Origin of the sequence: Actinoplanes solisilvae (assembly GCF_003999975.1) — a bacterium.
Taxonomy (GTDB): Bacteria; Actinomycetota; Actinomycetes; order Mycobacteriales; family Micromonosporaceae; genus Actinoplanes; species Actinoplanes solisilvae.
Window position 1 is genome coordinate 203,098 of sequence record NZ_RJAC01000005.1, and the last position, 14,055, is coordinate 217,152.

A 14,055-nucleotide genomic window follows, 5' to 3' on the forward strand; every position below is an offset into this window, starting at 1 on the left:
TCAGGCCGCCGGGTGGGAATCGAAGAATGTGACGTGCCGGTCGGGACCGGCAGGACAGGACGTGCCGGTCGGGACCGGCAGGACAGGGAGACGGGCGGGCGGCACGCCGCCGGGTCTCCGGGGACGCTGATCGCCGCGCGGGCGCGCGGCTGAGGGGGCGACGATGACCAAGGCAACCGGCACCAGGTCGGCCGCGACGAGCGGCAAGAGCACCGGCAAGCGGACGCGCAGCGCCGCCGAGACCGAGAAGATCCGGGTCGCCCTGGTCGAGCGGCGCGACGAGCTGCAGACCGAGTACGACGTCTCGATCACCGAGATCACCATCCTGCAGCGGGACCGGCTCGCTGACTCGGCCGGCGACGACCAGGCCGACACCGGCACCAAGACGTTCGAGCGTGAGCAGGAGATCACTCTGGCCAACAATCTGCTGGAGCGCATCACACAGGTGGAACGCGCCATCGACCGGCTCGGCGAGGGCAACTACGGTTGGTGCGAGCGGTGCGGCAACCCGATCCCGGTCGAGCGACTGGCGGCGTTCCCCTCCGCGACCCTCTGTGTGTCCTGCAAGCAGCTGGAGGAACGACGCTGAACGCCGACGAGCGGGCGGGCGCGACCACCGTGGACGAGCCGAAGCCGGAGCCCAAGGCCCGGTTCACCGGCCGGGCCGTGGCCGTGCTGGGTGCCACCGCCGTGATCGCCGTGGCCCTCGACCAGTGGGTCAAATGGCTCTCCACCGAGAACCTCGAGGAGGGCCACCCGGTCCGCATCCTCGGGGGGCTGATCTACCTTTCGCTGCTCCGCAACAGTGGGGCGGCTTTCAGTTTCGGCAGCGACCACACCTGGGTCTTCCCGCTGATCACCTTCGTGGTGATCGGCTGGATCACGTGGATGGCGACCAGGCTTCGCTCGGTGCCGTGGGCGCTCGCGCTGGGCCTCGTGCTCGGTGGCGCCCTGGGCAACCTGGGCGACCGCCTGTTCCGCGCCCCCGGCGTGCTGCACGGTCACGTGGTCGACATGTTCAGCCTCTTCGGGCCGTACGGGGAGTACTTCGCCGTTTTCAACATCGCCGACAGCTGCCTGAGCGTGGGTGTGGTGCTGGCGGTGCTGCTCGAGCTGACCGGCCGGCAGCGCGACGGCTCCCGCGTGTCGGTGCGCAAGCAGAAGAAGGTCTCGCCCGGCGAGAACCAGAACGTCTCGCCCGGCGAGAATCAGAAGAAGGACGAGGCTCCGTGAGCTCGCAGCGTTCCCTGCCGGTGCCCGACGGCCTCGACGGGATGCGTCTCGACCAGGCCGTCTCCCGGCTGTTCGGGTTGTCCCGCACGGCCGCCGCGACCCTGGTCGAGTCGGGTGACGCGCTGGTCGACGGCTTCCCGCGACCCAAGTCCGACAAGGTCGCCGCCGGCTCCTGGCTCGAGGTCACCCTGCCGTCGCCGGTGGCCGCGCCGGCCGTCGTGGCCGAGCCGGTGCACGGCCTGAAGATCATCTACAGTGACGACGACATCGTCGTGGTCGACAAGCCGGTCGGCGTGGCCGCCCACCCCAGCCCCGGCTGGACCGGCCCGACCGTGATCGGCGGCCTGGCCGCGATGGGCCAGAACGTCGCCACCAGCGGGGCCGCCGAGCGGCAGGGTGTCGTACACCGCCTGGATGTCGGAACGACCGGGATCATGGTCGTGGCCAAGAGCGAGGTCGCCTACAGCGCGCTCAAGCGGGCGTTCAAGGAGCGCGAGGTCGACAAGCGCTACCACGCCGTGGTGCAGGGCCACCTCGACCCGCTGCGCGGCACGATCGACGCGCCGATCGACCGGCACCCGACCGCCGACTACAAGTTCGCGGTGATGAACTCGGGCAAGCCCAGCGTCACCCACTACGACACGGTCGAGGCGTTCCGCTCGGCCAGCCTGGTCGACGTGAAGCTCGAGACGGGCCGCACCCACCAGATCCGCGTGCACTTCTCGGCGATGCGGCACCCGTGCGTCGGCGACCTCACGTACGGCGCCGACCCCACGCTGGCCGCCAGGCTGCGGCTCAACCGTCAGTGGCTGCACGCCCGGGAACTGTCCTTCCTGCACCCCCGCACGCTGGACGAGGTGCGTTTCGTCAGCGACTATCCGGACGACCTGAAGGACGCGCTGAGCGTTCTCCAGGACGCGAGCTGACCCACGGCGACGCCGGTGGGGCCCGCGGATCGAGTACGGGGCCACGCGCTGCGGGGCGCCCCGGCGGCACGTCTGGTGGCCGCCGTCGCGGTCGTGTCGGCCGGCGCCCTGCTGGTCGGCGCGATCTGGGTGAGCCGCCGCGAGGCGCTGCCGCCCGGTGACCCGGGTGACGTGGTGCGGGTCGGGGTGGTGCAGGGGCAATCGGTGCCCGGCTATCTCGACGCGACCGGCGACGAGCTGACCGCGCTGACCGACCCGTCGGCGCCCGCGTCGGGGGAGACGTGGGCGCTGGTGAGCCTGCGCGGCTACCTCTCGGCCGGGGTGCTGCCCGACCTTCTCTCGGGCACGACGGTGGCTCAGGTCTACACCCGGGTGCCGCTGGTCGAGGCGCACACGCCGGTGGTGCGGATCCCGGTCTACCGGCTGCCTGCCGACGTGCTCTCCGGCATGCTCGACACCGCCCTGCAACGCGACCGTGAGCACGCCGAGTACGAGCAACTGGCCCGCCGGCTCAGCGGGGACGACGATCATCAGCAGCGAGCGCGACGGGCGTACGCCTCGGCGGCCCGTACGGCGGCGCAGGAGGCCTCGGCGTACCGCTCGGGCTGTTCCTGTGTCTTCGCGGCGGTGGTGCGGGGGGCGCCGTCGGCGTTGCGGGTGGTCGCCGACCGGCCCGACGTGCGCGCGGTCGACCCGGCACCCGAGGTGCGCGCCCTCGACCGTACGGAGTTCCGCCCGCCTCTGCCCGAGCAGAACGGCACGGTCCCACCGGAACAGTCGTCGTCGCCCGCTGTGCCAACCAGCCCGCCGGGCATTGCCTCGCGCACACCCGCGCCGATAGTGTCGTCGCCCGGAGCGGGTGTGACGTCCACCTCATCGACGGACGCCATCTTCACGGCTCCACCTTCCACCTCCGCACCGGAGGAGCGCTCTGCCGTACCCTCTGCCTCAGACGCGATCCCTGCTCACGACGCGACCCGCCGGTCGGCAGCACCCTGAACCCTTTCCGGACGTTAAATTTCTCGTCCGCCGGGTGGTGCGGCCCTTGGCTGGTGAGCGGCCGTGTCACCGGTCGGGGAAGAGCCCGAAGGGTCCGAGATGGTCGCTAGGACAGTGGCCCGATCGGGGTTAGCTCCGTAGCCTGTCAGGGGCGAGGCGCCTGGGCGTTGTGCATCACCGAGAGCTGTTGTGCATCACCGAGAGTTAACGTGCAGGAGGGGACGAGCCGTGGACGGGACCGAGACCGGCTGGGGCCGGCCTGCGGAACCAGCCCCGCGTTGGCGGGCGCTGCTCGACCGCGCCCGGCACGGGTCCCGCCAGGACGACGCCGAGCCCGAGCGCGAGGCCCCGCCCGCGCAACAGCCCCCAACGCAGCAGCAGTACGGCCAACCCCTGCCGACGCGGCGCCCGGTCAACCCGCTGGATTCCCGCGGGCAGTACGGCGCCGGTCGCTACGAGCCGCAACCCGAGCCGCCGCAGCAGCCCGAGCCGCGCGCGATGCCGCAGCGGCCGATCAACCCGCTCGACCCGCGCTGGCAGGCCCGCCAGCCCGAGGCGCCGCCGCGCCGTGCGGCCCCGCCGCCTCCGCCCGCGCCCTTGCCGGTCGAGGAGCACCATAGCTACTTCAACCCGTCGGGACGTCCGCCCGCGGCACCGCCGCCCGGCCGTGACTACCCGCAGGTGCGTGCCTCGGCGGTGGCCCCGGTCATGCAGCCGCCCCCGGTCATGCCGCCGCCTCCGGTCATGCCGCCTGCGCCTGCGCCGGTGGCGCCTCCGCTGATGCCCGTCGCGCCGACCTCGCCCGCCGCGGCCCGCATCGAGTGGCGGCAGACCCGCACCGACGACGAGCTCGAGCGCGCCGTCTCGGTGATGCGCCGCAAGCTCGGCAAGCCGCGCGTGCTGGCCTTCGCCAACCCCAAGGGCGGCGTGCACAAGACGACCGCGACCGTGCTGGCCGCCGCCACCATCGGCAGCGTCCGCGGCCGCGGCGTGCTCGCCTGGGACGACAACGAGCTGCGCGGCACGCTCGGCCTGCGCGCCGGCAGCGCGCGCCACGCCCGCACGATCAAGCACCTGCTGGCCGACCTGCTGCAGATCGAGAACCTGCACGGCGACTCGCTGCTGCAAGAGCTCGACGGCTACCTGCGGCACGCCTCCGACGGCTCCTACGACGTGCTCGCCGGCGAGGAGAACCCGCGCTTCGCCCAGCGCCTCGACCAGGCCACCGTGCGCCGCGTGATGGACCTGCTCCGGCGTACCCATGATGTGATCTGTGTCGACACCGGCAACAACGTCGAGAGCGTCAACTGGCAGACCGTCATGCGCCAGGCCGACCAGCTCGTGATCACCACGGTGCCGCGGGAGGATGCCGCCTTCACCGCCGACTGGATGCTCGACGTGCTCGACGACAGCGGCATGGGTGACCTGGTCAGCAACGCGGTCACGCTCATCTCGTGCCCGTCGCCGGGGCCGCTGCCGCTGCTCAACGACTTCGCCAAGCACTTCGCCACCCGCACCCGGGCGGTCGCGATCGTGCCCTACGACCAGGCCCTCGAGGTCGGCTCCTCGATCGAGTACGGCGATCTCCAACAGGAGACGCGTACGGCGTGGCTCAAGGCCGCCAGTGTGATGATCGAGCCATTCGCCGAGTGACCCGCGTGGGGCCTCCCGGATTGTCGGTGGGTCCGACTAGAGTCGCTCGGGTCATCACAACTTAAGGGGGCCCGGGGTGTCTGACTCGTTCGTGCATCTACATGTGCACACCGAGTATTCGATGCTCGACGGAGCCGCCCGCGTCAAGGAGTTGCTGGCCGAGGCCAACCGGCTCGGCATGCCCGCCGCGGCGATCACCGACCACGGCAACATGCACGGCGCCTACGACTTCTACACCCAGGCCAAGGCGGCCGGCATCATCCCGGTGATCGGTGTCGAGGCCTACCTGGCGCCCGAGTCGCGCCTCACCAAGAGCCGCATCAAGTGGGGCCGCCCCGAGCAGAAGGGCGACGACGTCTCCGGCAGCGGCGCCTACACCCACATGACGATGTGGGCCCGCAACGCCGTCGGCCTGAAGAACCTGTTCCGCCTGAACTCGCGGGCGTCGATCGAGGGCCAGCTCGGTAAATACCCGCGCATGGACTTCGACATCATCGCCGAGCACGCCGAGGGCATCATGGGCACGACCGGCTGCCCGTCGGGCGCGGTGCAGACCCGGCTGCGGCTCGGCCAGTTCGACGAGGCCCTGAAGTCCGCCGCGATGTACCAGGAGGCGCTCGGGAAGGACAACTACTTCCTCGAGATCATGGACCACGGCCTGTCGATCGAGAAGCGGGTGCGCGACGGCCTGCTCGAGATCGGCCGCAAGCTCGACATCAAGCCGCTGGTCACCAACGACTCGCACTACGTCTACGAGGAACAGTCCGCCGCCCACGACGTGCTGCTGTGTGTGCAGACCGGCAGCAACGTGGCCGACCCCAACCGGTTCCGTTTCGACGGCAACGGCTATTTCGTCAAGTCGGCCGACCAGATGCGCGCGGTCGACTCGTCCGAGGCCTGGCAGGAAGGCTGCCGCACGACGCTGCTGGTGGCCGAGCGGGTCGAGACCGAGGGCATGTTCTCGTTCAAGAACCTGATGCCCCGGTTCCCGATCCCCGACGGCTACACCGAAGAGGAATACTTCCGTCACGTCGCGTTCGAGGGGCTGCGCGCCCGCTTCCCCGACGGCATCCCCGACACGCACATCAAGCAGGCGGAGTACGAGCTCGGCGTCATCATCCAGATGGGCTTCCCGGCCTACTTCCTCGTCGTCGCCGACTTCATCCAGTGGTCCAAGCGCAACGGCATCGCCGTCGGCCCCGGCCGTGGCTCGGCCGCGGGCTCCCTGGTGGCGTACGCGATGGGCATCACCGACCTCGACCCGCTGCCGCACGGCCTGATCTTCGAGCGGTTCCTCAACCCCGAGCGCATCTCGATGCCCGACGTCGACATCGACTTCGACGAGCGTCGCCGGGGCGAGGTCATCCGCTACGTCACCGAGCGCTGGGGCGACGACAAGGTCGCCCAGATCGCCACCTTCGGCACGATCAAGGCGAAGGCCGCGATCAAGGACTCGGCCCGGGTGCTGGGCTACCCGTTCGCGGTCGGCGACCGCATCACCAAGGCGCTGCCGCCCGACGTCATGGGCAAGGGCATCCCGCTGTCGGGCATCTTCGACAAGGAGCACAAGCGCTACAGCGAGGCCGGCGAGGTCCGCACGCTCTACGAGACCGATCCCGACGTCAAGAAGGTGATCGACACCGCACGCGGCATCGAGGGGCTGATCCGCCAGACCGGTGTCCACGCGGCCGGCGTGATCATGTCAGCCGAGCCGATCATCGACCACATCCCGCTCATGCGCCGGGCCTCCGACGGCGTGATCATCACGCAGTTCGACTACCCGACCTGTGAGACGCTCGGCCTGCTGAAGATGGACTTCCTGGGTCTTCGCAACCTGACGATCCTCGACGACGCCGTCAAGAACATCAAGCTCAACCACGGCCTCGACCTCGACCTGCTGGCCCTGCCGCTCGACGACCCGCAGGCCTACGAGCTGCTGGCCCGCGGCGACACGCTCGGCGTCTTCCAGCTCGACGGCGGCCCGATGCGCTCGCTGCTGCGGCTGATGAAGCCCGACAACTTCGAGGACATCTCCGCCGTCCTGGCGCTGTACCGTCCCGGCCCGATGGGCGTCGAATCGCACACCAACTACGCCCTGCGCAAGAACAAACTGCAGGACATCACGCCGATCCACCCCGAGCTCGAGGAACCGCTGCGCGAGATCCTCGAACCGACGTACGGCCTGATCGTCTATCAGGAGCAGGTGCAGCGGGCCGCGCAGATCCTGGCCGGCTACACACTCGGCCAGGCCGACCTGCTGCGCCGCGCGATGGGTAAGAAGAAGAAGGAGATCCTCGACAAGGAGTTCGGGCCGTTCCGCGACGGCTGCCGCCAGCACGGCTACTCCGACCAGGCGATCCAGGCGGTGTGGGACGTGCTGGTCCCGTTCGCCGGTTACGCGTTCAACAAGGCGCACTCCGCCGCCTACGGCCTGGTGTCCTACTGGACGGCCTACCTGAAGGCGCACTACCCGGCCGAATACATGGGCGGTCTGCTGACCAGCGTCGGCGACGACAAGGACAAGATGGCGATGTACCTGGCCGAGTGCCGGCGCATGGGCATCCAGGTCCTGCCGCCCGACGTCAACGAGTCCGCCGGCCCATTCACCCCGGTCGGCAAGGACATCCGGTTCGGCCTGGCCGCCGTGCGCAACGTCGGCAACAACGTGGTCGAGGCGATCTCCCGCTGCCGCGAGGAGAAGGGCAAATATCAGGACTTCTACGACTTCTTGTCCAAGGTGGACGCCGTCGCCTGCAACAAGAAGACGATTGAATCCCTGATCAAGGCGGGCGCGTTCGACTCCATGGGGCACAGCCGCAAGGGTCTGCTCGCCGTGCACGCCGAGGCCATCGACGCGTACGCCGACGTCAAGCGCAACGAGGCGGCCGGCCAGTTCGACCTTTTCGGCGCGTTCGGCGACGTCGAGGGCGGCAACGCGGCCACGGTCGCCATGCCCACCATCGGCGACTCCGAGTGGGACAAGCGCGACAAACTGGCCTTCGAGCGCGAGATGCTCGGCCTCTACGTCAGCGACCACCCGCTCGCCGGCCTCGAACAGCTGCTGATGAACTCGGCCGACACGACGATCGCCGCGCTGAACGAAGAGGGCACGGTCGGTGACGGCCAGGTCGTCACGCTCGCCGGCATCCTCACCGGGGTGCAGCGCCGCATCACCAAGCAGGGCCGCGCCTGGGCCTCGGCCACCCTCGAAGACCTGGCCGGCGGCGTCGAGGCGCTGTTCTTCCCGAACACCTACGAGGTGATCGGCCAGTTCATCGCCGAAGACGCGATCGTCGTGGTCAAGGGCCGCGTCGACCGCCGCGACGACACCCCGCGCATCATGGCGATGGACATGTCGCTGCCCGACGTCAGCCACAACCCCGACAGCAAACCGGTCACCCTGACCATGCCGATCACCCGCTGCACCCCGCCGCTGGTGTCGGAACTGAAAGAGATCTTGAGCAGCCATCCCGGCGACGCCGAGGTGCACGTCCACCTGCAGAACGGCAGCCGTACGACGGTGCTGCGGCTGGGCGCGGTGCGGGTCGCGCCGACACCGGCGCTGCGGGCCGACCTCAAGACGATCCTCGGCCCGTCAGCGGTGGCCTGAGAGACGTGAGCGGGCACGCGCGACGGAGGCGTGCGGCACCTGGCAGGATCGTAGGGTGAACGCGAGTCAGGAACCGGCACCCCCGCACCAGCCGGGCGACCCCGCCACCACGCACGGCGGTTACGGGAGCCCCGAAGGCGGCACGGTGGGTTACGGCACACCCGAGGCCGGCTTCGGCCTCGCACACCCCTCCGGCCCGGCCGCCAGCCCCAGCGGTTTCGCCCAGGCCTGGAACGTACGGGCCTCAAGCCCCCGGCCGTGGAAACGCACAGTCATCGTGGCCGTCGGCGTCTTCCTGGCCGTGCTCGCGCTGGGCGCGCCACTGGGCGTCCTCTGGCATTTCCTGGCCCCCGCAGTGCCGGTGATCAACGCGGGCCAGCAGGGCGTGGTCGTCAACGACCCGTCCCCCGAGGAATACATCGCCGCCGACGGCTGGTTCGCCCTGCTCGGCCTCGGGTTCGGCCTGCTCGTCGCCATCGGCGCCTGGCTGCTGCTGCGCCGCGACCGGGGGCCGTTCCTGCTGCTGGGCGTCGTGCTGGGCACCCTCGGCGCGGGCTGGCTGGTCGCCCCGTGGATCGGCGAGAAGATCGGCCGCGGCGGCTACCAGCGCTGGGTCGAGACGGCCCAGCAGGGCGCGACCTATCTGGCCCCGCCCGAGGTGCACTCCCTGGGGCCGACCCTGGTGCCGGCATTCGCGGCCGCGATCGTCCTGACGTTGCTGGCCGGCTGGTCCAACGACCCCGACCTCGACCGGTCGGGCGCTCATCCCGGCTATGGCCCGAACAACGACTACCCCGACGAGCAACCGTCCTACCTGCCGCCGGGCGAGCCGCGCGTCTGAGGGCTTGTCTGCCCGGTCCAAGCAGGGCGGGCCGTGCCGTTGAGGGCTTGGCGAGTCGATGCGGCCGGCGGTGGGAGGGGTGTTTCCGCGCCGCGACCACCGCGGGGACCTTTGCGGCGAGCGGTGGCTAGTTCGGGCTGGCGGGGCGGGCCAGGTCGCTCAGGGGGACCGGGACGGCGCGCACGCGGGCCAGCAGGCCGGCCTCGCGGTTGAGCAGTTTCAGCTCGGTGCGCAGGCGGGTCGCCGTGTCGGGGGCGGCGAGCAGCAGCTGGCGCTCGTCGGTGGTGAGCTGGGCGGTCGCGGCGATCAGGTGGGACAGGACCGTCGCGTCGCCGGGGACGGCGTCGAGCACCTCGGAGTCGGGCCGCAGCAGTTCGAGGTAGGCGCGGAAGGCGGCCAGCGCCCGCGGCGCGAGCAGCTCGGCCGTCTCGTCGGCCGATTCCTCGGGGAGCCATTCGACGTCGGCCGTGAGGTAGGGCTCGTCGTCCTGCCGCACGTCTTTGATCGTGAAGCGGCGCCGGCCGACGGTCATGATGTCGTAGCGGCCGTCGGGCAGCTCGGTGACCTGGCGCAGCTCGGCTGTGCAGCCGGTCGGGTAAAGGTCTTTGACCGTGATCGGCGGGTCTTCGGCGGCTGGGCCGTCGGCGCTGTCGGGGGCCGGGGCCTCGGCGCCGTAGCGCAGGGTCACCACGCCGAATTCGTGCGGGCCCTCGTCGGGGCTGGCGACCAGTTCGCGTACGAGCGTGCGGTATCGCTCCTCGAAGATGTGCAGGGGCAGCACCAAGCCCGGGAACAGCACCGTACCCAGCGGGAACACCGGCAGCCGCTTGCTCACGGGTTCAGCCTATCGGTCACCCCCTCATGGTCAACCCGTCACGCCCGGCGTACCGGAGCGGGTGGTCCGGGCGGGTGATCGACGTCCCAGCACTCGGGCCTGGCTGCGGCGGACGCGGTTTTGCCGCGAGGTCCGCCTAAACTTGGCGACGTGCTGAATCGGATCGACCTGCGCGGCTCCCACCGGGACCCGCGAGGCCTGCTGCCCCGTGCCCAGCTCGACGTCTCTGTGGCCGTCGAGCAGATCCGCCCGGTCGTCGAGTCGGTCCATCAGCACGGCTTCTCGGCGATCCGCGAGGCGACCGAGCGGTTCGACGGGGTGACCCTCGAGCGGCTGCGGGTGCCGGCCGCCGCGATCGCCGCCGCCGCCGAGACCCTCGAGCCCGAGGTGCGCGCCGCGCTTGAGGTGGCGATCGAGCGCGCCCGCAAGGTCCACGCCGACCAGCGCCGCGCCGACCTCGTCACCAAGGTCGTCCCCGGTGGCACGGTCACCGAGCGTTTCCTCCCGGTACGCCGCGTCGGGCTCTACGTGCCCGGCGGCCTGGCCGTCTATCCGTCCACCGTGGTCATGAACGTTGTGCCTGCCCAAGAGGCCGGCGTCGAGGCTCTGGTCGTCGCCAGCCCGCCGCAGAAGGAGAACGGCGGCCTGCCCGACTCGCGCGTCCTGGCCGCCTGCGCCCTGCTCGGCGTCGACGAGGTCTACGCCGTCGGTGGCGCCCAGGCGATCGCCATGCTCGGCTACGGCTCCGACGGCTCCGACGGCTCCGACGGCTCCGACGAGGGCGACCGCTGCGAGCCGGTCGACGTGATCACCGGGCCCGGCAACATCTGGGTCACCGCGGCCAAGCGCCTGCTGCGCGGCGTGGTCGGCATCGACGCCGAGGCCGGCCCGACCGAGATCGCGATCCTGGCCGACGACACCGCCGACCCGCGCCACGTCGCGGCCGACCTGATCAGCCAGGCCGAGCACGACCCGCTCGCCGCGAGCGTGCTGGTCACCGATTCGACCGCGCTGGCCGAGGCGGTCGACGCCGAGTTGCTGCGCCAGGTGGCGACGACCAAGCACGCCGCCCGGGTGCAGACCGCGCTGGCCGGCGAGCAGTCCGGCGTCGTGCTGGTCGACGACCTCGAGCAGGGCTTGCGCGTCGTCGACGCCTACGCGGCCGAGCACCTTGAGATCCAGACCCGCGACGCGCGCGAGTGGGCGATGCGGGTGCGTAACGCCGGCGCGATCTTCGTGGGCGCGTGGTCGCCGGTGTCGCTGGGCGACTACGCGGCCGGCTCCAACCACGTGCTGCCCACGGGCGGTTGCGCGCGTCACTCGTCGGGCCTGTCGGTGCAGTCGTTCCTGCGCGGCGTCCACGTCATCGAATACGACGAGGCCGCCCTGCGCGATGTCGCCGGCCATGTCGTCACGCTGGCCAACGCGGAAGATCTGCCGGCTCACGGCGACGCGGTGCGAGCGAGGTTCGAGGCATGAGCACCGACAGAACGGCAACCGGGGGTACGGCGTGACGACCATTGACGATCTGCCCATCCGGGACGACCTGCGCGGCAAGACGCCGTACGGGGCTCCGCAGCTCGACGTCGCTGTGCGGCTCAACACGAATGAGAACAGCTATCCGCTGCCCGAGGCGGTGGTCGACGCGATCGCCAAGGCGGTGCAGGCCGAGCTGCGCGATCTCAACCGCTACCCCGACCGGGACGCGTCCGCCTTGCGCGCCGACCTGGCCGACTACCTCGGGCATGGTCTGACCGCGGCCGGCACGTGGGCGGCGAACGGATCGAACGAGGTGCAGCAGCAGCTTCTGCAGGCGTTCGCCGGGCCGGGCCGGGTGGCGCTCGGCTTCGGCCCGTCCTATTCGATGCACCCCCTGCTGGCCCAGGGGACCGGCAGCCGGTGGGTCGGCGCGCTGCGTGATCCCGACTTCGGGCTGTCCCCGGCGGCCGCGGTGGCCCAGATCGAGGAGCACGATCCCGACCTGGTCTTCCTGTGCTCGCCGAACAACCCGACCGGCACGGCGCTCGACCCCGAGGTGGTCACGGCCGTGCTCGAGTCGGCCCGCGGCATGGTCGTCGTCGACGAGGCGTACGCGGAATTCGCCCGGCCCGGCGTGCCGAGCGCGCTGACCCTGCTGCCGGGCCACCCGCGCCTGGTGGTCACGCGCACGATGAGCAAGGCGTTCGGCTTCGCCGGGGGTCGCCTGGGCTATCTGGCCGCCGATCCCGCCGTGGTCGACGCGGTGCAGCTCGTGCGGCTGCCCTATCACCTGTCCGCGCTGACCCAGGCCGCCGCCCGCGCGGCCCTGTCGCAGCGTGACGCCCTGCTCGCCACCGTCGAGACGATCAAGCAGCAGCGTGACCGCATCGTCACCACCCTGCGTGAGCGTGGGTTCAAGGTGGCCGACAGCGACGCCAACTTCGTGCTCTTCGAGGTCGGCGGCGACCAGACGGTCGCCTGGCGTCGCCTGCTCGACCGCGGCGTGCTGATCCGCGACGTCGGCCTGCCGGGCTGGCTGCGAGTGACCGCCGGCACCCCTGCCGAAACCGATGCATTCCTGGAGGCCCTGCAGTGAGCCGCACCGCGCGCGTCGAGCGCGTCACCAACGAGACCAAGGTGCTCGTCGAGATCGACCTCGACGGCACCGGCAAGGGCGACCTGAGCACCGGCGTCGGCTTCTACGACCACATGCTCAACCAGCTCGCCCGGCACGGCGGCTTCGACCTGCTGGTGCGCACCGAGGGCGACCTTGAGATCGACGCCCACCACACCATGGAAGACACCGCCATCGCGCTCGGCGAGGCCTTCTCGCGCGCGCTGGGCGACAAGGCCGGCATCCGGCGGTACGGGTCGGCGACCATCCCGATGGACGAGGTGCTGGTCCGCGCGGCGGTCGACCTTTCCGGCCGGCCCTACGTCGTGCACGATGAGCCCGAGCTCGCGCCCTACATCGGCCCGGTCTACCCGACCAGCATGACCCGGCACATTTTCGAGTCGTTCGGCCACGCGGCCCGGCTCACCCTGCACGTCAGCGTGCTGCGGGCCGCCCGCGACGGTGGCAAGGCCGACGCCCACCACGTCGTCGAGACCCAGTTCAAGGCGTTCTCGCGGGCGCTGCGCGAGGCCGTCGAGATCGATCCGCGCAACGCCGGGCAGCTCCCGTCGACAAAGGGCGTGCTCTGATGGCGGTCGTGCTGTTCATCGTGGCCGGGTTCCTGGCCGGCGGTGTGGTGCAGCTCGTGAAGTCGGGGGCCACCAAGTTCAGCATCGGCCTGGTCGGGGTGCTCGCCGCCCTGGCGACGGCGGGCGGCGTGCTCTGGCTGCTCCCCGGGGACAGCTGATGCCGAAGATCGTGGTCCTCGACTACGGGTCAGGCAACCTGCGCTCGGCCGAACGGGCCGTGGCGCGCACCGGGGCCGAGACCACGGTGACCAGCGACCTGACGGCTGCGGCCGAGGCTGACGGGCTGGTCGTTCCGGGCGTGGGGGCGTACGCGGCCTGCATGGCCGGCATCGAGAAGATCGACGCGGGACCGATGATCGCGGCACGGGTCGCCGCCGGGCGTCCGACGCTGGGCATCTGCGTGGGCATGCAGATCCTTTTCGACGCCGGCGTCGAGCACGGGGTCGAGACCAAGGGCCTGGGCCTGCTGCCGGGGGTGGTGAACCGGCTCACGGCCGAGCGCATCCCGCACATGGGCTGGAACACCGTCGACGTGCCGCCGGGGTCGGCGCTGCTGGCCGGGCTCGCCGACGAACGGTTCTACTTCGTTCACTCGTACGCGGCCAATGACCTTGACCTGTTGCGGCGGGCCGGGGCGAAGGTGACCACGGCGAGTCACGACCGGCCGTTCGCGGCGGCGGTCGAGCTCGGGTCGCTCAGCGCCGCGCAGTTCCACCCGGAGAAGTCCGGCGACGCCGGCTACGGGCTGCTGCGCAACTGGGTCGCCGGTCTCTGA

Annotated in this window: 13 protein-coding genes; 12 read left to right on the forward strand and 1 reads right to left on the reverse strand. The window is 71.0% G+C overall.

What is annotated here, in order from left to right; all coding sequences use genetic code 11:
* Window positions 1-163 precede the first annotated feature (163 nt).
* From EER30_RS16610 to EER30_RS16640, 7 genes are all read left to right on the forward strand, one after another.
* A complete protein-coding gene (locus tag EER30_RS16610; RefSeq protein ID WP_127501354.1) occupies window positions 164-589 on the forward strand; it encodes a TraR/DksA family transcriptional regulator in 426 nt (141 codons plus the stop codon).
* The gene (lspA, locus tag EER30_RS16615; RefSeq protein WP_432417548.1) at window positions 490-1,233 is read left to right on the forward strand and encodes a signal peptidase II; all 744 of its coding nucleotides are present in this window, start codon (window positions 490-492) and stop codon (window positions 1,231-1,233) included. Before EER30_RS16610 ends, lspA begins: the two co-directional genes overlap by 100 nt.
* A 41-nt stretch (window positions 1,234-1,274) precedes the next feature.
* Window positions 1,275-2,159 (forward strand): RluA family pseudouridine synthase, encoded by an 885-nt coding sequence (locus EER30_RS16620; protein ID WP_240670088.1) that lies wholly within the window; start codon window positions 1,275-1,277, stop codon window positions 2,157-2,159.
* A 15-nt stretch (window positions 2,160-2,174) separates the two neighbouring features.
* Window positions 2,175-3,158: a hypothetical protein gene (locus EER30_RS16625; protein ID WP_127501357.1), complete on the forward strand. Its 984-nt coding sequence runs from the start codon at window positions 2,175-2,177 to the stop codon at window positions 3,156-3,158.
* Between the two features lie 228 nt (window positions 3,159-3,386).
* Window positions 3,387-4,811, forward strand: a complete 1,425-nt coding sequence (locus EER30_RS16630) for a MinD/ParA family ATP-binding protein (RefSeq protein ID WP_127501358.1) — start codon at window positions 3,387-3,389, stop codon at window positions 4,809-4,811.
* 76 nt (window positions 4,812-4,887) lie between these two features.
* Entirely contained in the window at window positions 4,888-8,421 is a 3,534-nt protein-coding gene (dnaE, locus tag EER30_RS16635; RefSeq protein ID WP_127501359.1) for a DNA polymerase III subunit alpha, read from the forward strand.
* Window positions 8,422-8,476: 55 nt separating this feature from the next.
* Window positions 8,477-9,262 carry a hypothetical protein gene (locus EER30_RS16640; protein WP_240670060.1) on the forward strand — a complete coding sequence of 262 codons (786 nt, stop codon included), beginning with the start codon at window positions 8,477-8,479 and terminating at the stop codon, window positions 9,260-9,262.
* Window positions 9,263-9,389: 127 nt separating this feature from the next.
* Here EER30_RS16640 and EER30_RS16645 read toward each other — a convergent pair whose 3' ends face one another.
* On the reverse strand, window positions 9,390-10,097 hold the full coding sequence (locus tag EER30_RS16645) for an LON peptidase substrate-binding domain-containing protein (RefSeq protein ID WP_127501360.1): 708 nt from the start codon (window positions 10,095-10,097) through the stop codon (window positions 9,390-9,392).
* Window positions 10,098-10,247: 150 nt separating this feature from the next.
* Between EER30_RS16645 and hisD the strand changes: the two genes are divergently transcribed.
* The 5 genes from hisD to hisH are packed head-to-tail and all read left to right on the forward strand — an operon-like array spanning window position 10,248 to window position 14,055.
* Window positions 10,248-11,576 carry a histidinol dehydrogenase gene (hisD, locus tag EER30_RS16650; protein ID WP_127501361.1) on the forward strand — a complete coding sequence of 443 codons (1,329 nt, stop codon included), beginning with the start codon at window positions 10,248-10,250 and terminating at the stop codon, window positions 11,574-11,576.
* 31 nt (window positions 11,577-11,607) lie between these two features.
* Window positions 11,608-12,672, forward strand: coding sequence for a histidinol-phosphate transaminase (locus EER30_RS16655; protein ID WP_127501362.1), 1,065 nt, complete (start codon window positions 11,608-11,610; stop codon window positions 12,670-12,672).
* Complete coding sequence (gene hisB / locus EER30_RS16660; protein ID WP_127501363.1) at window positions 12,669-13,280, forward strand: imidazoleglycerol-phosphate dehydratase HisB; 612 nt, start codon at window positions 12,669-12,671, stop codon at window positions 13,278-13,280. The genes EER30_RS16655 and hisB overlap by 4 nt, the downstream gene beginning before the upstream one ends.
* Complete coding sequence (locus EER30_RS47080; RefSeq protein ID WP_164842349.1) at window positions 13,280-13,438, forward strand: hypothetical protein; 159 nt, start codon at window positions 13,280-13,282, stop codon at window positions 13,436-13,438. Before hisB ends, EER30_RS47080 begins: the two co-directional genes overlap by 1 nt.
* Window positions 13,438-14,055 (forward strand): imidazole glycerol phosphate synthase subunit HisH, encoded by a 618-nt coding sequence (gene hisH, locus EER30_RS16665; protein ID WP_127501364.1) that lies wholly within the window; start codon window positions 13,438-13,440, stop codon window positions 14,053-14,055. Before EER30_RS47080 ends, hisH begins: the two co-directional genes overlap by 1 nt.

What these genes read in the sequence shown, in the direction of transcription:
- EER30_RS16610 (WP_127501354.1), top strand. Translation starts at nt 164, where the DNA reads ATGACCAAGGCAACCGGCACCAGGTCGGCCGCGACGAGCGGCAAGAGC.
- EER30_RS16620 (WP_240670088.1), top strand. Translation starts at nt 1,275, where the DNA reads ATGCGTCTCGACCAGGCCGTCTCCCGGCTGTTCGGGTTGTCCCGCACG.
- EER30_RS47080 (WP_164842349.1), top strand. Translation starts at nt 13,280, where the DNA reads ATGGCGGTCGTGCTGTTCATCGTGGCCGGGTTCCTGGCCGGCGGTGTG.
- hisH (WP_127501364.1), top strand. Translation starts at nt 13,438, where the DNA reads ATGCCGAAGATCGTGGTCCTCGACTACGGGTCAGGCAACCTGCGCTCG.